This window comes from Achromobacter sp. 2789STDY5608615 (assembly GCF_001298995.1).
Taxonomy (GTDB): domain Bacteria; phylum Pseudomonadota; class Gammaproteobacteria; order Burkholderiales; family Burkholderiaceae_B; genus Achromobacter; species Achromobacter insuavis.
Genome location: NZ_CYTY01000003.1, coordinates 100,036 through 117,601 on the forward strand (window position 1 = coordinate 100,036; position 17,566 = coordinate 117,601).

The window sequence follows — 17,566 nt, forward strand, 5'->3', positions numbered from 1 at the left end:
TGTCCTGTGAAGACGACGGCCAGGGGCGTCTTCTCCGCTCTCGACCGCCCCGGGCGTTCCACCCAAGGACACGAAATCATGCACAAGCCGTACCCGGCGGGCTCACGCCGCCGCTTCCTTTTCCCATCGCCTCGCCGCGCCGGCGCGGCCTGGGGGCTACGGCTGGCGTTGGCCGGCCTGGCCTGCGCGTCGATCGCGCCGGCCCAGGCGCAGCAGCAGTCGCACCAGCAGTACGACATTCCCGCCGGGCCGCTGATGGACGCGCTGAGCCGCTACGCCCAGGAGTCCGGCGTCGTGCTGTCGCTGATGGCGGACCAGGTCGCCAACCTGCAGAGCCGCGGGCTGCACGGCAGCTACGGCGTGGACGAGGGCTTCGCGGCGCTGCTCAGCGGCACCGGCCTGGATGCCCGGCGCGGCGAGTCCGGCTATACCTTGGTCGTCCGGCCGGCGCTGAAAGGGGCGACCGAACTGCCCGCCGTGACCGTGACAGGCAGCCAGCTGGAAGGCGGCGCGGACCAGGCCTATCGCGCCAGCAGCGCCAGCGTCGGGGTGCTGGGGCAGCGGTCCCTGAAGGACACGCCGTACAGCATCGACGTGATCACGCGGGATCTGCTGGACAATCGCCAGGCGACTTCGCTGACGGACGCGCTCAAGGGCGATGCCTCGGTGTCGATGCTGGCCAACGACATCAGCGGCCTGGCCTCGCAGGTGTCGGTGCGCGGCATCGGGCTGGACCTGGTCAACGGCCGCAAGATCGACGGCCTGAGCGTCTTCAGCTGGAGCAGCGAGCTGCCGCTGGAACACTTCGAGAGCGTGCAGATCCTGAAAGGCGCGACCGGCTTTCTCTACGGCTTTGCGCAACCCGGCGGCGTGGTCAATTACGTCAGCAAGCGGCCGACCGCCGAGACCCGCCTGGCCCTGACGACGCAGGTCACCGATAGCGGCACCGTGCTGCTGCACGGCGACGCCGGCGGCCGGTTCGGCGGCGAGGACCGCTTTGGCTACCGCGTCAACCTGGTGGACGAGCAGGGCGACACGTATGTGGACGGCGGCAGCATCCGCCGCCGTTCGGGCTCGGTCGCGCTGGACTGGCGCATCACCCCGGACCTGGTCTGGAGCGTCGACGCGCTCAAGCAGGACCGCAAGGTCAAGGGCTCCGCCGGCTGGGGCCTGTATCCGAACGCGAGCGGCCAGACGGGCGACTATGCGCTGGCGGCCGTGCTGGACCCCATCAAGGGCAACAAGCCGATCTATTCGCCGTTCACCGGCTACGAAACCAAGAGCGACACCATCGGCACCGACCTGGCCTGGCACGTCGCGCCCAAGTGGGACGTCAAGCTGGCCTACCGTCAGTCGAAGATGGGCCGGATCTACGAGAACGGCGCGCTCTACGCCAACGCGCAGGGCGACTACACCGAGGAAATGTACGCCGGCACCGACCGCTACAAGACCGCCGAAAGCCAGGCCCTGGTCACGGGGGGCTTCGCCACCGGACCGATCGAGCACGAGATCGTGCTGGGGGCAAGCTATGGCAAGACCCGGGGCTACACCTCCAGCGTGTCCGGCTATGAAGTGCTGGGCTCGGGCAATATCTACCATCCGCCCCGGTTCGCCAATCCGCACCTGCATGCCGCGCCCGTGGACACGCAGACCAGCGAGGTCACGCAGCGCTCGGTGTTCGCGTCGGACACGCTGCACCTGGGGCAGGACTGGGACCTCATCGCCGGCCTGCGACGCAGCAACATCAAGGACCGTTACGCCGGCTACGACAGTTCGGCGCTGTCGCCGACCTATGCGCTGGTGTTCCGCCCGCTGTCCCGGCTGTCCCTGTATGGCAGCTATATCGAATCGCTGGAGCAGGGCGCCATCGCGCCGATCTCCGCCGCCAACGCCTACCAGTCGTTCCCGCCGCTCAAGAGCCGCCAGGTCGAGGTCGGCGCCAAGCTCGATGGCGAAGACTGGAGCGCCACCGCGGCGCTGTTCCAGATCACGCGCGGACTGACCTACACCGATGCCAACAACGTCTTCACCCAGGACGGGCGCTCGCGCTATGACGGCCTGGAACTGTCGGGCAAGGCGCGCCTGAGTCGGCAGTGGGTGGTCAACGCCAGCGCCTTGTTCCTGCGCAGCAAGGTGACGCAGGGCGTGGCCGATCTGATTGGCAACCGCATCGACGGCGTGCCGCGTCAGCAGTTCGCGGCCTACGCCGAATACACGATTCCCGACACGCAATGGACCTTGACGGCCGGCGGCCAGTACTACGGCTCGCGTTTCGTCGATGCCGGCAACACCGTGTCGCTGCCGTCCTACACGCTGTTCGATGCCGGCGCGCGCTACGTCACGCGGCTGGGCGCCACCCGCGTTACCGTGCGCCTGAACGTCGACAACCTGGCGAACAAGGCCTATTGGATGACGAGCGCGGGCACCTTGCTGCAGGGCATGCCGCGCGTGGCCAAGCTGTCGGCGCAATTCGAGTATTGAGTGCGCGGGCGGGCGGAGCTCGGCTATCATGGGCGGCGCCGCGGGCAGGGCCCGCGGTTCCCGCCAGGAGATGACGATGTTCCCCACGGAAGTCCTGATTGCCTACCTGTTCGCCTGCGGCATCATCGTGGTGTCGCCCGGACCTGACAACATCCTGGCATTGAGCCGCGGACTGAGCCAGGGCGGCGTGGCGGCGGCGGTGTCGTCATTGGGCGCCGCGGGCGGCATCATGGTGCACACGCTGGCCGCGACCTTCGGCCTGTCCCTGTTGATGCAGACCTCCGACATGCTGTTCTGGAGCATCAAGCTGGCCGGCGCCGCCTATCTCATCTACCTGGGCGTGAAGGCGCTGCGCGCCCGGGATCTCGTCACGATCCGCAAGTCCGACCATCTGCCGTTGCGCAAGGTCCTGGCGGTCGGTTTCCTTTCCAATGTCCTCAATCCCAAGCCCGGCCTGTTCGTGCTGGCGTTCCTGCCGCAGTTCGTCGACAGCGCGCGCGGTCCGGTCCAGGTCCAGATGCTGGTCTATGGCGGCATTTTCGCCGTCCTGACCCTGGTGGTGTTTTCGCTGGTCGGCGCCTTCGCGGCCAGGCTGTCGGGCTGGCTGGTGTCCCGTCCCGCCGTCGCCGCGCGGCTCAACACCGGCGCCGGGCTGACGCTGATCGGCGCCGGCGTGCTGGTGCTGACGCTGCGTTCCGGCTCCCAGCGCTGATGTGACTTAGTCAATGATGATGAGGTGAGGAGGGCGGCATGGGTGAGGGCGTGGTTGGCAAGGTCGCGAAGTGGCTATTGGCGGCGGTCTGTTGTCTGGGGTTCGGTCTGTCCGCGGCGTTGGCCGGCCCCATCGTTTCCATCCAGGATGGAAAAATCGAGGGAATCGGGCGGGGGGACGTCGAGCAGTTCCTGGGCATTCCCTTCGCCGCGCCGCCGGTGGGGCCCTTGCGCTGGGCCGCGCCCGCGCCGGTGACGCCGTGGACGGGCCTGCGGCCCGCGACGGAGTACGCCAGCAAGTGCGTCCAGAACGGCTGGGTTGCGCCCATCCGCCAATACCGCAACGAGGACTGCCTCTATCTGAATGTCTATCGCCCGGCGGCGCCGGCCGCGCAAGCGCGTCCGGTCCTGGTCTGGTTCCATGGCGGCGCCGCGGTGGCGGGATCTTCGCAGGATGTCGACGGCTCGGTCTTCGCCGCCAAGACGGGCCAGGTGGTCATCAGCGTCAACTATCGCCTGGGCGCGTTCGGCATGGCGTCGTTCGCGCAATCCGGCAGCAATTTCTGGTTGCGCGACCAGCAGGCGGCGCTGCGCTGGGTCAAGGCGAACGCCAAGGCGTTCGGCGGCGATCCCGGCCAGGTGACGATCATGGGCCAGTCGGCCGGCGCCTATTCGGTCACGGCGCACCTGGTGTCGCCGGCCAGCGCCGGACTGTTCCAGCGCGCCATCGCGATGAGCCTGCCGGTCGGCCCCATCCATGATTCCATCACGGCCGAACAGGAGCGCCGCAGCGGGCCGACCGCGACGATGGTCGAGAAAGCTGGCTGCGCCAACGCCCCGGACGCGCTGGCCTGCCTGCGCGCCAAATCCACCGAGGCGATCTTCGAGGCCGGCGGCGGCGAGGCGACGCGCGCGGCCGGCTGGCGGATGGTCATCGACGGCGACAGCATCCCGGGCAATCAGATGGAACGGTTTGCGCGCGGCGAATTCCACCGGGTTCCGATCCTGGTGGGCTTCGCCCGCGAAGAGAATGGCTTTTTCCTGCAGGCGCGCCGCGCCGCCGGCCAGCCCCCGCTGAGCGCGGCCGCCCTGGCCAAGCAGATCGCCGCGCTGCCCGACAGCGCGCGGGTCGAGGCGCGCTACACCATCCCGGCCTATGGCTCGCCGACGCGGGCGGCCATCGCGCTGGCCAGCGACCGCTGGGGATGTCAGGTGCAGCAGTGGGCCAGGGTGGTGGCGGCGTCGACGCCGGTCTATCTGTACGAGTTCGCCGATCCGCGGGCGCCGACGACGATCTTCCATGTCGACGAGCCCAAGGACGGGCCGTTCCACAATTCCGACATCCCGTACGTGTTCCAGAGCGGCTATCCGCACGAACAGCAGGCGGATGCGCCGGCCTGGACGGCGGCCCAGAAGGCGTTGTCCGATCGCATGCTCGGGTACTACGCACGCTTCTCGGTGTCCGGCGTGCCGGCGGCGGACTGGCCGACCTCGGGCACGATGATCCTGCATCCCGATGGCGACAGGATCGAGGCCGATCCTGCGTTCCAGCAGCGGCATGCGTGCGGGCTCTGGGAGCGCTGAGGGCCGCGCAAGCGAGGGTAATACCGCGCGCCGGGGCGGGTCCTCGCCAGCCATTCGGCACGCCACTCAATCCCGCCGCGCAAACATATTGGACGCTCCGCATCGCCTGTCCTAGCCTTGGCGCTCATCCACGGCTTTGGAATCCGCATGCTGTCCATCATCCCCACGGAGGTTCATACCGCCGTCCCCGCCCATCTGCGCCTGAATCAGGAAACCGACTGGAGCCGGGCGCGCGGCGGCGGTCCCTTGCACTCCTTTCTTGAGGGGCCGGGCTTTGACCGTCAGGGCCGGTTGTACTGCGTCGACGTATGCCACGGGCGCATTTTCCGCATCGGCCGCGACGGCGCCTGGGAAGTCTTTGCGTCCTATGGCGGGCGTCCCAACGGCCTGCGCATCCACCGCGATGGGCGGGTGTTCGTGGCCGACGCGCTGCACGGCTTGCTGGTGTTCGACCCGGACACGGGTCGGCGCATCGGCGAATTGGCGCAATGGGCGCCGGGCCAGCGGTTCTCCGGCCTGAATGACCTGGCGTTCGCCGACGATGGCACCGTGTTCTTCACCGATCCCGGCCACAGCGCGCTGGAGGATCCGCACGGCCGCGTGTTCGCCTGGCAGGAAGGTGGCGCGGCGGCGCCGGTATTGCAAGGGCTGCCGTTTCCGAATGGCGTGGTGGTGATGCCGGACCAGGCCGCGCTCTGCGTGGCCAGCACGCGGTCGCTGGAAGTCCTGCGCGCGACCCGCCGCGGCGTCCAGGTACGCAATCTTGGCGTCTACGCCCGTTTCAGTGGCGGCCTGGCCGGACCGGATGGGCTGGCCGTGTGCGAGGACGGCGGCCTGGTGGTGGCCCATTCCGGCCTGGGCGTGGTGTGGTGGCTGGATCCGCTGGGCGAAGTGCGCGGGCGCATCGAATCATGCGCCGGCATCCGCAACACCAATCTGGCCTTCGATCCCGACGATCCACACACGCTCTATATCACCGAGAGCGAGACCGGATCGATCCTGCGCGCCCGACTGCCGGTCAAGGGCCGCACGCCGTACTCGCATCGCTGACATCGCGTCGGCGCGCGGGCGCCGGACCAGGACAGGGGCCCGCACCAAAACAATAGAGGAGACCACCATGAAGACCTTGCGCAGCATCCTGGCCGCGACCGCGGCCACCTGCCTGTTTGGCATCAGTCCGTCCGCATCGGCCGCCGATCCGGCCTTTCCTTCCAAGCCCGTGCGGATCATCGTGCCGTTTGGCACGGGTGCGATGGTCGACCTGATTCCCCGCGATCTGGCGACGCAGCTGGCGGCCAAGTGGGGCCAGCCGGTCGTCGTCGAGAACAAGCCGGGCGCGGCCAGCATGATCGGCGCCGAGTACGTGGCCCGTTCGCCGGCGGACGGCTACACGCTGCTGATGGCGACGTCGAGCACGCTGTCCGTGGCGCCTTATCTGTACAAGAAGCTGCGCTTCGATCCGGTCAAGGATCTGGCGCCGGTGACGCTGGTGTCCACGGCGCCCAATATCCTGATGGTGTCGCGCGACCTGCCGGCCCGGTCGGTGGCAGAGCTGGTGGCGCTGGCCAGGTCGCGGCCGGGCGAGTTGTCCTATGCCTCGGCGGGCGTGGGCGGCATCCTGCACCTGCAGGGCGAGCGCTTTCTGGAGACAACGGGCACGCAGATGGTGCACGTGCCCTATCCGGGCTCGCAGCAGGCGGTGGGCGACCTCAGCATGGGGCGGGTGCAGATGATGATAGACATCATGGCGTCGAACATCGGCAATCTCCAGGAAGGTCGCCTGCGGCCGCTGGCCGCCATGACGCGCGAGCGCCTGCCGCAATTCCCGGACTTGCCCACCATCGGCGAAGCGGGCTATCCGGACCTGGCCACCGATCTGTGGTTCGGCCTGGCGGTGCCGGCGGGCACCGACGCGGCCATCGTCGACAAATTGCAACGCGATATCGCCGAGGTGGTGCAATCGCCGCAGATGCGCGAGAAGTACGCGGCGATGGGAATGAACATGGTGGGCAGCACGCCGGCGCAGATGCGTGACCTGGTGCGCACCGACGGCGATCGCTGGCGTCACGTGATCGAGACGGCCGGCATCCGTATCGAGTGAGGCGCGGCGGTCAGCGGCTGCGGGCCGCCTCGGCCAGGCTGGCCAGGAAGTTCTCCAGCAGGGTCGAGGTGGCCTGCTTGCGCCAGCACACGTACATCTCGGCCGCCGGCGGGTCCTGCACCGCGAGGGGCCGGTAGACCACGCCATCGAGCCGGTTGCGCGAGGTCAGTTCGGGCACCAGGGCGACCCCCAGGCCGGCGGCCACCAGCGACACCAGCGTGTGGGGCTGGGTGGCGCGTTGCACCACCAGCGGCGTGTGGCCGTCACGGCCGAGCAGTCCTTCGACCATGTCGCGCAGGTAGGGCGAGTTGGCCGGCGTGAAACTGATCAACGGCAGGTCGCGCAGACTGGGCAGGTCGATGGCCGGGCGCGCGGCCAGCGGATGCTGCGCCGGCAGCACCGCCATCAACGGCTCGTCCAGCAGTTTCTGGCTCATCAGGTCGGGATGGCGGGCGTGCGGCCGCATCAAGCCCACGTCCAGCCGGTTCTCCAGCAGGCCGCTGACCTGGTCGTTCGAGATCATTTCATGCAGCGCCAGCTCCACGGCCGGGAACCGCTGCGTGAAAGAGCCGATGGCGGTCGGGATCAGATAGTAGGCGCTGGCCGCGGTGAAACCGACGCGCAGGAAACCGGCGTCGCCACGCTTGGCGGCCGCGACGATGCCCGGCGTTTCGTCCCAGCGCGCCAGCAGCGGCTTGATGTGGGCCAGCAGGACTTCGCCTTCGTGCGTCAGGCGCACATTGCGCTGGTTGCGGCGGAACAGCTGCGTGCCCAGGGTGTCCTCGAGCAGCCGGATCTGTTGCGACAGCGGGGGCTGCGAAATATGCATGCGCGTGGCGGCGCGGCCAAAGTGCAGCTCTTCGGCGACCGCCACGAAGTAGCGCAACTGGCGTAGATCCATCTTCATCGGAGGGCCTTGCAATATGGAAATCGACTCAATCTGAGTTGAATAATATATTGGACGACTAAGTCCGCGCCCTCCAGAATTTCCCTCATGGCAGACACAACGATAACGAGGGAGACATGTCCAGGGTATTGATCACCATGCCTGTGGCGGCGGCCGGTTTGCGGCGCCTGGAGGACGCGGGCCACGAACTGGACCTGGTCGAGCGCCCGGCGCCGGCCGAGTTCCGGGCCAGGCTGGCGCGCGCCGACGCGGTCATCCTGCGTTTCCAGGCCTTGTCGCGCCAGGACATCGAGGCGGCCGGCAAGTTGCGCTTCGTGGCGCGCCATGGCGTGGGCTACGACGCGGTCGATGTCGCCGCCCTGACCGAGCGAGGTATTCCGCTGGCGATCACGCCGGGGGCCAACGCCATCGGCGTGGCCGAGCACGCGCTGGCGCTGTTGCTGGCCGTCGCCCGGCGCGTCATCGGGCACGACGCAGGCGTGCGCGCCGGCCAGTGGCAGGCGGCATTGCGCGGCCCGATGTTCGAGTTGGCGGGCAAGACCGCGCTGATCGTGGGCGCCGGCCGCATCGGCCGCGCCACCGCGCAGCGGCTGCGGGCCTTCGACATGCGGGTGCTCGCCTATGACCCGTTTCTGCCCGCCGATGCGGCATTGCCCCAGGGGATCGAGATCCGCACGGACCTGGCGGCCGCCCTGGCCGAGGCCGACGTGGTGAGCCTGCACCTGCCGTTGACGGACGCCACCCGGGGCCTGATCGATCCGCTGGCGCTCAAGCGCGGCGCCATCGTGGTCAATACCGCCCGCGGCGGCCTGCTGGATCCGGCGCGCCTGTTGGCGGCGCTGGAAAGCGGCCACCTCACGGGCGCCGGTCTGGATGTGTTCGATCCGGAACCGCCCGGCGCCGCCGATGCGTTGCTGCGCCGCCCGGAGGTGGTGCTGTCGCCGCATGCCGCGTCGCTGACCGACGCATCGATCGAGCGCATGGCCACGGAGTGCGCCACCAACATCATTGATTTCTTCGAAGGCCGTCCCCCACGGGACAGCATCGTCAACCTAGCCGGCATCGCCCTCTGAGGCGCTGGCGCGACCAGAGGGGCCGACCAAGAGCGGCCCCCGGAATCCAGGAGACTTACCCATGCGTATCATGATCCAGGCCGCCCGCGCGGCCGGCGCGCTGTTGTTGGCGGCGGCGCTGGCCCCCGCCGCCGGCGCCGCCTATCCCGAACAACCCATCAAGCTTGTCATGCCGTATCCGGCCGGGGGCATGACCGACGTGTCGGGTCGGACGGTGATGGCCGAGCTGGCGCGCAAGCTCGAGGGCAACATCGTGGTGGAGAACAAGCCGGGCGCCGCCTCGACCGTGGCCAGCAACTGGATGACCCAGCAAAAGCCCGATGGCTACACCTTGTATGCCGCGCCGGTGTCGCTGGTGCTCAACCCGCTGATCCAGGGCAAGGTGGGCTACCGGCCCTACGACAGCTTCGAGCCGATCTCGATGATGATCGAGTCGCCCTTCGTGCTGCAGGTCAACAAGGACCTGCCGGTCAAGAGCGTGGAGGAGCTGATCGCCCTGATCCGGCAACGGCCGGACCGCTATGCCATCGGTACGTCGGGCGTGGGGTCGATCAACCACCTTGCGGCCGAGTATTTCATGAGCCGCTTCGGGCTGAAGATGACGGTGGTGCACTACAAGGGCGGCGGCCCGGCCTCGCAGGACCTGGTGGGCAATCAGATCCAGATGATGTTCTCGGCGGCCAACGAGGCCGCGCCGCTGGTGCAGGGCGGACGCACCCGGGCGCTGGCCGTGACCACGGCGCAGCGCCTGCAATTGCTGCCGCAGGTGCCGACCATGAACGAGGCGGCCGGGCTGACGGATTTCGAAGCGGTCTTCTGGCTGGCGCTGATGGCGCCCAAGGGCCTGCCGCCCGACATCGCGCAGCGCCTGAGCGCGGCCATGCGCGCCCTGGGCGACGATGCGCCGTTGGCCGCGCGCCTGCAGGAACTGGGCGTCAGCCTGCACGTGTCGGACGGCGCGGCAGTGGTGCGGCGCATGCGCGAGGATGAAGCCAAGTGGGGCGCGCTGATCCAGCGCATGGACCTCAAGCCCGAGAACTGAGGCGGGGAGCGCGACGATGACGGGATTGAAGCGGCTGCTGTCGGTGGCCGACGTGGAGCGCGCCGCGCGGCGGCGCTTGCCACGCAGCGTCTATGAGTTCGTGCGTGGCGGCACCGAGGACGAAGCCACGCTGGCCGAGAACCGGCGTGCCTTTGCCGACTATCGGCTGCTGCCGCGCGGACTCAACGACGTGGCCGGGCGCGACTTGCGCACGGCCCTGTTCGGCATCACCCATGCGATGCCGGTGGGCATCGCGCCGACCGGCCTGGCGGGCATGGTGCGCCACGAGTGCGACCTGGCGCTGGCGCGCGGTGCGCGCCAGGCGCAGGTGCCGTTCATCCTGAGCGGCTCCTCCAATGTGCCGTTGGAACGGGTCCTGCGCGAGGCGCCGGATACCTGGTATCAGGCCTATTTCCCGGGAGACCGGGATCGTATCGCGCGGATCCTGGCGCGGCTCGAGGCGGCCGGGGTCGGCACCCTGGTGGTCACCGCCGACACCTGCGTCGCGGCCAATCGTGAGAACAACGCGCGGCGCGATTTCACCATTCCGTTCCGCTTGACGCCGCGGTTGGTGGGGGAGGGGATGGCACGGCCGCGCTGGACCGTCGGCGTGCTGCTGCGCACCTTGCTGGCCGGCGGCGTGCCGCGGTTTGCCAATTTGTATGAAGAAATCGGCCCCCCGGTCACGCGCGAGCCGGCGCATGGCTTTCGCACGGGCCGCGATCGGCTGGACTGGGATGACATGGCCTGGCTGCGCGAACGCTGGCGCGGCCGCCTGGTCATCAAAGGCCTGATGCACCCGGATGACGCGCGCCGAGCCGCCGCATTGGGGGCCGACGGCATCATCGTGTCCAACCACGGCGGGCGCCAGCTGGATGGCGCCGCCTCGTCATTGCAGGCGCTGGCCGCCATCGCGCCGGGGCTGCCGCCGGACGTGGCGCTGATGGTCGACAGCGGCTTCCGGCGGGGCACCGACATCATCAAGGCGCTGGCGCTGGGCGCCCGCTTCGTCTTCGTTGGCCGTCCCACGTTGTTCGGGGCGGCGCTGGCGGGGGAGGCTGGCGTGCGCCATGTGCTGGAGATCCTGCGCAGCGAGCTGGACCGCGACCTGGCGCTGTTGGGCTGCCGCGCCGTCGGCGATCTGGGGCCCGGCCTGCTGGCAGGCGCCGCATTTCAAGGCCAGGCCTAGTGAAAACCCTTATTTGCATACGTATGCATGGAACAAAAAGTGTCGCCACGACTTTCTTCTTTTTCTCCTTTTTCCAGGACCTGAATACATGATTCGCTATCTCAAGCGCGGCCGCAGCGCCGCGGTCAAGACCGACGCCGACGCCAAGGTGCGCGCCACTGTCGAGGACATCATCCGCGACATCGAAACCCGCGGCGACGACGCCGTGCGCGAATACAGCCGCAAATTCGACAACTGGGATCCGGCCGATTTCCGCCTGTCCCGCGCCGAGATCGAAGCCGCGCGCAAGCAACTGTCGGATCGCGAGATCGAAGACATCGCCTTTGCCCAGACGCAGGTGCGCCATTTCGCCCAGATCCAGCGCGACTCGATGCGCGAGGTGGAGGTGGAAACGTATCCGGGCGTGGTGCTGGGCCATCGCCATGTGCCGATGAATGCCGTCGGCTGCTATATCCCCGGCGGCAAGTATCCCTTGCTGGCTTCGGCGCACATGAGCGTGCTGACCGCCAAGGTGGCCGGCGTCAAGCGCATCGTGTCGACCGCGCCGCCTTACCAGGGCAAGCCGCACCCGGCCATCGTCACCGCCATGGACATGGCCGGCGCCGACGAAATCCTGGTGCTCGGCGGCGTCCAGGCCGTGGTGGCGATGGCGGTGGGCACCGCCAGCGTCGATCCGGTCGACATGCTGGTGGGGCCGGGCAACATGTTCGTGGCCGAGGCCAAACGGCAACTCTACGGTCGCGTCGGCATCGACCTGTTTGCCGGCCCGACCGAAACGCTGATCATTGCCGACGACAGCGTCGACGGCGAATTGTGCGCAGTGGACCTGCTGGGCCAGGCCGAACATGGCCCCACGTCGCCGGCGGTGCTGCTGACCACCAGCGAAACGTTGGCCCGCGACACGCTGGTCGAGATCGAGCGGCAATTGAACCTGCTGCCCACCGCGGGTATCGCGGCGCAGGCCTGGGCCGATTGCGGCGAGGTCATCGTCTGCGACAGCGAGGCGGAAATGCTGGCCGTGGCCGACGAACTGGCGTTCGAGCATGTGCAGGTCATGACGCGCGATCCGGACTACTTCCTGAAGAACCTGAGCAATTTCGGCGCGTTGTTCCTGGGCCCGCGCACCAACGTCAGCTTCGGCGACAAGGTCATTGGCACCAATCACACGCTGCCCACCAACCGCGCGGCGCGCTATACGGGCGGGCTGTGGGTCGGCAAGTTCCTCAAGACCTGCACCTACCAGCGTGTGCTGACCGACGCCGCCAGCGCGACCATGGGCGAATACTGCTCGCGCCTGTGCCACATGGAGAACTTCGCCGGTCATGGCGAGCAGGCCAACATCCGCGTGCGCCGCTACGGCAACCGGCCGGATCTGCCCTGGTACCAGCCCGTGGAGGCCCAGGCATGATCGCCTTGCCCCAGGGACCGGACTTCGGCTTGCACGGCCGGCGCGCGCTGGTCACGGGCGGCAGCGGCGGCATCGGCCTGGCCGCGGCCGCGGCGCTGGGCCGCGCCGGCGCGCACGTGACGGTGGCGGCCCGCCGCGAGGCGGAGCTGGCGAACGTCTGCGCGGCCCTGCGCGCCGAGGACATCGGCTGCGACGCCCTGGTGCTCGACGTCACCGATGCGCCGGCGGTCGATGCGGCGCTGGGGCAGGGCGAGGTGTTCGACATCCTGGTCAACAGTGCCGGCATGAACCGCCCGTTGCCGCTGGTGGAGCAGCCGGACGCCGATATCGATGCCGTGCTGGACCTGAACGTCAAGGCGGCGTTCTACGTCAGCCGGGCCGTGGCGCGGCGCCTGCGGTCCGCGGGCCGGCCGGGCTCGCTCATCAATGTGTCTTCGCAGATGGGGCATGTGGGCAGCCCGCGACGCACGCTGTACTGCGCCAGCAAGCACGCGCTGGAAGGCTTCACCCGCGCCCTGGCGTGGGAACTCGGGCCGGACGGCATCCGCGTCAACACCCTGTGCCCAACCTTCATCGAGACGCCCATGACAGCGGGCATGCTGGCCGAACCCGGCTTTCGCGACTGGGTCTGCGCCCGCAATGCGCTGGGCCGCGTGGGCCAGTTGCACGAGGTCATGGGCGCGGTGGTGTTCCTGGCCAGCGATGCCGCCAGCCTGGTCACGGGCAGCGCGCTGATGCTGGACGCGGGCTGGACGGCCGCATGAGAACCGCCCCCCGCGCCCAGGACGTGGCCGATCTGGCCGAGGTGTCGCAGTCGGCGGTCAGCCGCACGTTCACCCCCGGCGCCAGCGGGTCGGAGGAAACGCGGCGCAAGGTGCTGGCGGCCGCGCAGCGGCTGGGCTACCGCCCCAATGCCCTGGCGCGCAGCCTGATCACGCGCCGCAGCCGCATCGTGGCGCTGGTGATGAGCTACCTCGAGAACCAGTTCTACCCGCTGGTGATGGAACGGCTGTCGCAGCGCCTGCAGCGCGAGGGGTACCACGTGCTGATGTTCATCGCCGAGGTGGGCGAGGCCGCCGACGGCGTGTTGGCGGAGATCCTGGAATACCAGGTCGACGGCATCGTGATGGCCTCGGCCATGCTGTCCCCCACGCTGGCGCGCAGTTGCGCCGAAGTCGGCGTGCCGGTGCTGCAGTTCAACCGGGTGTCGGCGCTGGGCGGCCTGGCGCGCCATGCCAGCAGCTCGGTCACGTCGGACAACTATGCCGGCGGCCAGGCGGTGGCGCGGCTGCTGGCGGGACGCGGCTACCGGCGTTTCGGCTTCCTGGCGGGGCTGGAGGATTCCTCCACCAGCCTGGAGCGCGAGCGCGGCTTTCGCGACGCGCTGGAGGCCGAGGGCCATGTGCTGCACGCCCGCGCCGTCGGGCATTACGACTTCGAGCGCGCCAAGCAGGCGGTGCGCGCGATGTTCGCGCAGGACCCGCCGGACGCCTTGTTCGCCGCCAACGACCACATGGCGATCGCGAGCCTGGACGTGCTGCGCCAGGAACTCGGCCTGCGCGTGCCCCGCGACATCGCCGTCGTGGGTTTCGACGACGTGCCGCAGGCGGCCTGGGGCGCCTACGACCTGACCACCGTGCGCCAAGGCGTCGACCCCATGGTCGAGGCCACGGTGACGCTGCTACGCGAGCAGATGCATGCCGAACTGCGACCGCGCGACGTCGTCGTGCCGGTCGAACTGGTCGAACGGGGCACCGTGCGGCCGGCAACATGATGATTCAAGAGCGGCGCAAGCCGCCCCTAACAGGAGACTATCCATGCGCAGTACTACCTTGTTTCGCACCCTGGCGACCGCCTGGGCGCTGGCCTGCGCCGCGCTGCCGGCCCATGCCCAGGGCGGGGCGGCCTGGCCGGCCAAGCCCATTCGCTACATTGTGCCGTTCTCGCCCGGCGGCGTGTCCGACGGCGTGGCCCGCCTGATGGCCGAACAGTTGAGCACGCGCCTGGGCCAGCCCGTCATCGTCGAGAACAAGCCGGGCGTGTCCGGCGTGGTCGGCACGCAGCTGGTCGCGCGGGCGGAGCCCGACGGTTACACCGTGGTCGGCGGCACCATCACCACGCACGCGGTCAACCCATTCTTCATCAAGTCGCTGGGTTACGACCCGGTCAAGGATTTCGCGCCGGTGGCGTTGGTGGGCATGGTTAGCAACGCGCTGGTGGTCCGCGCCGACAGTCCGTTCAATTCCGTGCAGCAGGTCATCGATGCCGCCCGCGCGCAACCGGACGGGCTGACCTACGGCACCGCCGGCGCCGGCACCTCGCAGCACTTGTCGGGCCAGCTGTTCCAGTCGATCTCGGGCACCCGGCTGCGCCAGATCATCTACAAGGGCGGCTCGCAGTCGATGGTGGACCTGATCGGCGGCCAGATCGACATGGTGTTTGAAACGGTGGCGGCGGCCCGGCCCATGATCGATTCGAAGCGCGTGAAGGTGCTGGGCGTGACCGCTGCCGCGCCGCTGGCCGATCTGCCGGGCGCAAAGCCGCTGGCCGAGCTGGGCCTGCCGGGCTTCGAGATGCAATCGTGGCAAGGCATTTTCGCGCCGGCGGGCACGCCCGCTCCCATTGTCGAACGACTGGCGCGCGAGATCGGCGCCGCCCTGCAGAGCCCGGACGTGCGGGCCAAACTGTTGACGCTGGGCGTGGCGCCCGACGGCCGCGGCCCGGCGCCATTCGCGCAGTTCCAGCGCAGCGAAATCGACAAATGGGGCAAGGTCATCAAAGACGCCGGCATCCAGGCCGACTGACACGCATTCCTCGACACCCACAGAGAAGACAACCCATGAATGAACCCTGCTATCCCCTCAATGGCGACCTGCCCGCGATGCTGCGCGGCGGCGGTCCGGTGCGCGGCCTGTTCAACGGCCTGCCGAGCCCGGCCGTGGTCGAAATGTGCGCCTACGCCGGTTTCGACTTCATCATCCTGGACAACGAGCACGGCAGCGCCGACCTCGACACCACCGAACACATGTTGCGCGCCGCCCGCGCCGCCGGCATCGCCCCCGTGGTGCGCTGCTTCGAGCACGATCTGCCGCGCATCCTGGACATGGGCGCCAGCGCCGTGCAGGTGCCGATGGTGGAAAGCGCCGCCCAGGCGCGACGCCTGGCCGACCAGATGCGTTATCCGCCGCTGGGCCGGCGCGGCAGCGCCTTCAGCACCCGCGCGGCTGGCTATGGCGCATTCGGCGGGGCAGGGCATACGCAACGCAGCAATGACGGCGTGGCGCTGATCGCGATGGTCGAGACGCCGCAAGCCATTGCCGCGGCCGGCGAGATCGCCGCCGTCGACGGCGTGGACGCGGTGTTCATCGGCCCCAATGACCTGGCGCACGCGATGGGCTACGGCAGCGACTGGAATGCCGCGCCGGTGCAGCAGGCCATCGAGCAGGGCCTCGGGGCCATCGTGGCGGCGGGCAAGTGCGCCGGCATCGTGGCGCTGACGCCGGCCGACGAAGAGAAGTACGGCGCCTGGGGCGCGCGCTACTTCGCCAACGTGTCCACCAGCATCATCACCCGCGCGCTGGCCCAGGCCGCCGCGGCGGGGAGGGACGCGCGCCTGCGTTACTGAGCAGCCTCCAGACCGGGCCGACCGCGAGGGTGGCCCGGTTATCATCGCCTGCTCATGCATTCGAATGCACAAAATAACGGCGACCACGATCCGGTACGCCGCGAGAGGAGACAAGCATGAAAAGAAGACAGTTCCTGGCGGCCGCGGCTGCCTGCTCCGGGTGGAGCGCCATACCGGCCTGGTCGCAGGCCGGCCCGGACCTGAAGCCGGGCAGGCCCTATGCCGGCACGCGACTGGCGATCATGCTGCCGCCGTCGTCGCAGTTCCGGGCACAGGAGAAGCGCCTGGACGAGTTCGAGGCGGCCACGGGCATCAAGGTGGCCTACCAGTACGTGCCTTATGGCCAGTTGCTGGAGAAGCTGACGACGGAAGCGGTCGGCGGCGGCAGCGCTTATGACCTGATGGCCTACCAGGACAGCTGGCTGGCGTCGCTGTCGGGGTACCTCAGCCCGCTGGACGCGCGGCTGGCCGATGGCGTGGTGGATCTGGGGCGTTATCCCGAGGTCTATCGCAAGGCCTGCCAGTATGGCGGCGCCACCTATGGCTTGCCGGTGCGGGCCCATCCCCAATTGCTGTTCTACCGGCGTGACCTGTACGAGCAGGCCGGCGTCGAGCCGCCGCGCACCTGGGACCAGATGCTGACCGCGGCGACCGCGGTGCAGGCCGCCAGCGGCGTGCCGGGCGTGGTGATGGACTACGTCAAGGGCAGCGGCTTCCAGAATCTGTGGATCTGGCTGAATTGCCTGTGGGGCCACGGCGCCGAGGTGCTGGATGCCGACGGCAGGCCGTCCTTTCAGCTGCCGGCCGGCGTGCAGGCCACCCAGGCCTATGTCGACGTGCTGCTCAAGCACCGGATCGCCAATCCCGGTTCCAGCCAGTTCAATGAGTACGACATGGTCAACGCCATGGCGCAGGGCAACGGCGCGACCATGATGGTGTGGTGGTGGACCTATTCCGTGCTGACAGGGGAGCGTTCGCGGTTGAAGCCCGGCCAGGTCGGCTTCGCGCCCATGCTGCGCGTGGGCTCGCCGCAGTCGCCGACCGTGGCGATCGTCATGCCTTTCGGCATTGCCAGGCAGTCGCGCCAGCAGGACGCGGCCTGGGAATTCCTGAAGTGGGTGTCCAACCCGGCGCTGGAAAAGGCCATCGTCTGCGACAAGCGCGACCCGCAGAGCGCGGATATCGTCGCCACGCACACGGCGACCTATCTGGACGACGAGGTCAACCAGGTCAACCACGGCCTGCATCGCGCCGCGCTGGCCAGCCTGCAGGGCGCCCGCACCGTGCCGCAGCTGGCCAACTGGCCGCAGATCGCCACTGCGCTGGAGGCCGCCGTGTCCGAAATCGTCTCCAGCGGCAAGCCGGTGCAGGCGGCGCTGGACGACGCGGCCGCCCAGGTGGCCCGCATGAATCGCCGCGCCGGCGCACGCGGGCGAGGGTAGGGC

At 69.0% G+C, this 17,566-nt stretch carries 15 protein-coding genes; 14 read left to right on the forward strand and 1 reads right to left on the reverse strand.

Translation table 11 applies throughout. The features are described from left to right. Window positions 1–78 precede the first annotated feature (78 nt). The 5 genes from AOZ49_RS03455 (at window position 79) to AOZ49_RS03475 (ending at window position 6,877) form a co-directional block, all read left to right on the forward strand. Complete coding sequence (locus tag AOZ49_RS03455) at window positions 79–2,481, forward strand: TonB-dependent siderophore receptor (protein ID WP_082380294.1); 2,403 nt, start codon at window positions 79–81, stop codon at window positions 2,479–2,481. A 76-nt stretch (window positions 2,482–2,557) separates the two neighbouring features. Continuing rightward, window positions 2,558–3,193, forward strand: a complete 636-nt coding sequence (locus tag AOZ49_RS03460) for a LysE family translocator (RefSeq protein ID WP_054430413.1) — start codon at window positions 2,558–2,560, stop codon at window positions 3,191–3,193. Between the two features lie 38 nt (window positions 3,194–3,231). Further along, a complete protein-coding gene (locus AOZ49_RS03465; RefSeq protein WP_054474332.1) occupies window positions 3,232–4,776 on the forward strand; it encodes a carboxylesterase/lipase family protein in 1,545 nt (514 codons plus the stop codon). Between the two features lie 147 nt (window positions 4,777–4,923). After that, complete coding sequence (locus AOZ49_RS03470) at window positions 4,924–5,826, forward strand: SMP-30/gluconolactonase/LRE family protein (protein ID WP_054430415.1); 903 nt, start codon at window positions 4,924–4,926, stop codon at window positions 5,824–5,826. 67 nt (window positions 5,827–5,893) lie between these two features. Further along, window positions 5,894–6,877, forward strand: coding sequence for a Bug family tripartite tricarboxylate transporter substrate binding protein (locus tag AOZ49_RS03475; RefSeq protein WP_054474333.1), 984 nt, complete (start codon window positions 5,894–5,896; stop codon window positions 6,875–6,877). Between the two features lie 10 nt (window positions 6,878–6,887). On the opposite strand, the gene AOZ49_RS03480 is transcribed toward AOZ49_RS03475, so the two are convergent. Further along, window positions 6,888–7,784, reverse strand: a complete 897-nt coding sequence (locus AOZ49_RS03480) for a LysR family transcriptional regulator (RefSeq protein WP_054474334.1) — start codon at window positions 7,782–7,784, stop codon at window positions 6,888–6,890. A gap of 116 nt (window positions 7,785–7,900) precedes the next feature. On the opposite strand from AOZ49_RS03480, the gene AOZ49_RS03485 reads away from it, so the two are divergent. The 9 genes from AOZ49_RS03485 (at window position 7,901) to AOZ49_RS03525 (ending at window position 17,563) form a co-directional block, all read left to right on the forward strand. Beyond that, window positions 7,901–8,857 carry an NAD(P)-dependent oxidoreductase gene (locus AOZ49_RS03485; protein ID WP_082380295.1) on the forward strand — a complete coding sequence of 319 codons (957 nt, stop codon included), beginning with the start codon at window positions 7,901–7,903 and terminating at the stop codon, window positions 8,855–8,857. Window positions 8,858–8,918: 61 nt separating this feature from the next. Next, entirely contained in the window at window positions 8,919–9,899 is a 981-nt protein-coding gene (locus tag AOZ49_RS03490) for a Bug family tripartite tricarboxylate transporter substrate binding protein (RefSeq protein WP_054430419.1), read from the forward strand. Between the two features lie 16 nt (window positions 9,900–9,915). Next, entirely contained in the window at window positions 9,916–11,088 is a 1,173-nt protein-coding gene (locus tag AOZ49_RS03495; protein ID WP_054430420.1) for an alpha-hydroxy acid oxidase, read from the forward strand. 88 nt (window positions 11,089–11,176) lie between these two features. Further along, a complete protein-coding gene (hisD, locus tag AOZ49_RS03500; protein WP_054474336.1) occupies window positions 11,177–12,496 on the forward strand; it encodes a histidinol dehydrogenase in 1,320 nt (439 codons plus the stop codon). Further along, window positions 12,493–13,260: an SDR family NAD(P)-dependent oxidoreductase gene (locus AOZ49_RS03505; protein WP_054474337.1), complete on the forward strand. Its 768-nt coding sequence runs from the start codon at window positions 12,493–12,495 to the stop codon at window positions 13,258–13,260. The genes hisD and AOZ49_RS03505 overlap by 4 nt, the downstream gene beginning before the upstream one ends. Then, the gene (locus AOZ49_RS03510) at window positions 13,257–14,270 is read left to right on the forward strand and encodes a LacI family DNA-binding transcriptional regulator (RefSeq protein ID WP_054474338.1); all 1,014 of its coding nucleotides are present in this window, start codon (window positions 13,257–13,259) and stop codon (window positions 14,268–14,270) included. The genes AOZ49_RS03505 and AOZ49_RS03510 overlap by 4 nt, the downstream gene beginning before the upstream one ends. 43 nt (window positions 14,271–14,313) lie before the next feature. Further along, a complete protein-coding gene (locus AOZ49_RS03515; RefSeq protein ID WP_054430424.1) occupies window positions 14,314–15,300 on the forward strand; it encodes a Bug family tripartite tricarboxylate transporter substrate binding protein in 987 nt (328 codons plus the stop codon). 35 nt (window positions 15,301–15,335) lie between these two features. Continuing rightward, entirely contained in the window at window positions 15,336–16,121 is a 786-nt protein-coding gene (locus AOZ49_RS03520; RefSeq protein WP_006395016.1) for an HpcH/HpaI aldolase family protein, read from the forward strand. A gap of 116 nt (window positions 16,122–16,237) precedes the next feature. Then, window positions 16,238–17,563: an ABC transporter substrate-binding protein gene (locus AOZ49_RS03525; RefSeq protein ID WP_231690231.1), complete on the forward strand. Its 1,326-nt coding sequence runs from the start codon at window positions 16,238–16,240 to the stop codon at window positions 17,561–17,563. Window positions 17,564–17,566: the final 3 nt, after the last annotated feature.

Excerpts from the sequence above, each read along its gene's own strand:
- AOZ49_RS03465 (WP_054474332.1), top strand. The coding sequence starts at position 3,232 with ATGGGTGAGGGCGTGGTTGGCAAGGTCGCGAAGTGGCTATTGGCGGCG.
- AOZ49_RS03460 (WP_054430413.1), top strand. The coding sequence starts at position 2,558 with ATGTTCCCCACGGAAGTCCTGATTGCCTACCTGTTCGCCTGCGGCATC.
- AOZ49_RS03455 (WP_082380294.1), top strand. The coding sequence starts at position 79 with ATGCACAAGCCGTACCCGGCGGGCTCACGCCGCCGCTTCCTTTTCCCA.
- AOZ49_RS03485 (WP_082380295.1), top strand. The coding sequence starts at position 7,901 with ATGTCCAGGGTATTGATCACCATGCCTGTGGCGGCGGCCGGTTTGCGG.
- AOZ49_RS03495 (WP_054430420.1), top strand. The coding sequence starts at position 9,916 with ATGACGGGATTGAAGCGGCTGCTGTCGGTGGCCGACGTGGAGCGCGCC.
- AOZ49_RS03475 (WP_054474333.1), top strand. The coding sequence starts at position 5,894 with ATGAAGACCTTGCGCAGCATCCTGGCCGCGACCGCGGCCACCTGCCTG.
- AOZ49_RS03510 (WP_054474338.1), top strand. The coding sequence starts at position 13,257 with ATGAGAACCGCCCCCCGCGCCCAGGACGTGGCCGATCTGGCCGAGGTG.
- AOZ49_RS03525 (WP_231690231.1), top strand. The coding sequence starts at position 16,238 with ATGAAAAGAAGACAGTTCCTGGCGGCCGCGGCTGCCTGCTCCGGGTGG.
- hisD (WP_054474336.1), top strand. The coding sequence starts at position 11,177 with ATGATTCGCTATCTCAAGCGCGGCCGCAGCGCCGCGGTCAAGACCGAC.
- AOZ49_RS03480 (WP_054474334.1), bottom strand. The coding sequence starts at position 7,784 with ATGAAGATGGATCTACGCCAGTTGCGCTACTTCGTGGCGGTCGCCGAA.
- AOZ49_RS03520 (WP_006395016.1), top strand. The coding sequence starts at position 15,336 with ATGAATGAACCCTGCTATCCCCTCAATGGCGACCTGCCCGCGATGCTG.
- AOZ49_RS03515 (WP_054430424.1), top strand. The coding sequence starts at position 14,314 with ATGCGCAGTACTACCTTGTTTCGCACCCTGGCGACCGCCTGGGCGCTG.
- AOZ49_RS03490 (WP_054430419.1), top strand. The coding sequence starts at position 8,919 with ATGCGTATCATGATCCAGGCCGCCCGCGCGGCCGGCGCGCTGTTGTTG.
- AOZ49_RS03470 (WP_054430415.1), top strand. The coding sequence starts at position 4,924 with ATGCTGTCCATCATCCCCACGGAGGTTCATACCGCCGTCCCCGCCCAT.
- AOZ49_RS03505 (WP_054474337.1), top strand. The coding sequence starts at position 12,493 with ATGATCGCCTTGCCCCAGGGACCGGACTTCGGCTTGCACGGCCGGCGC.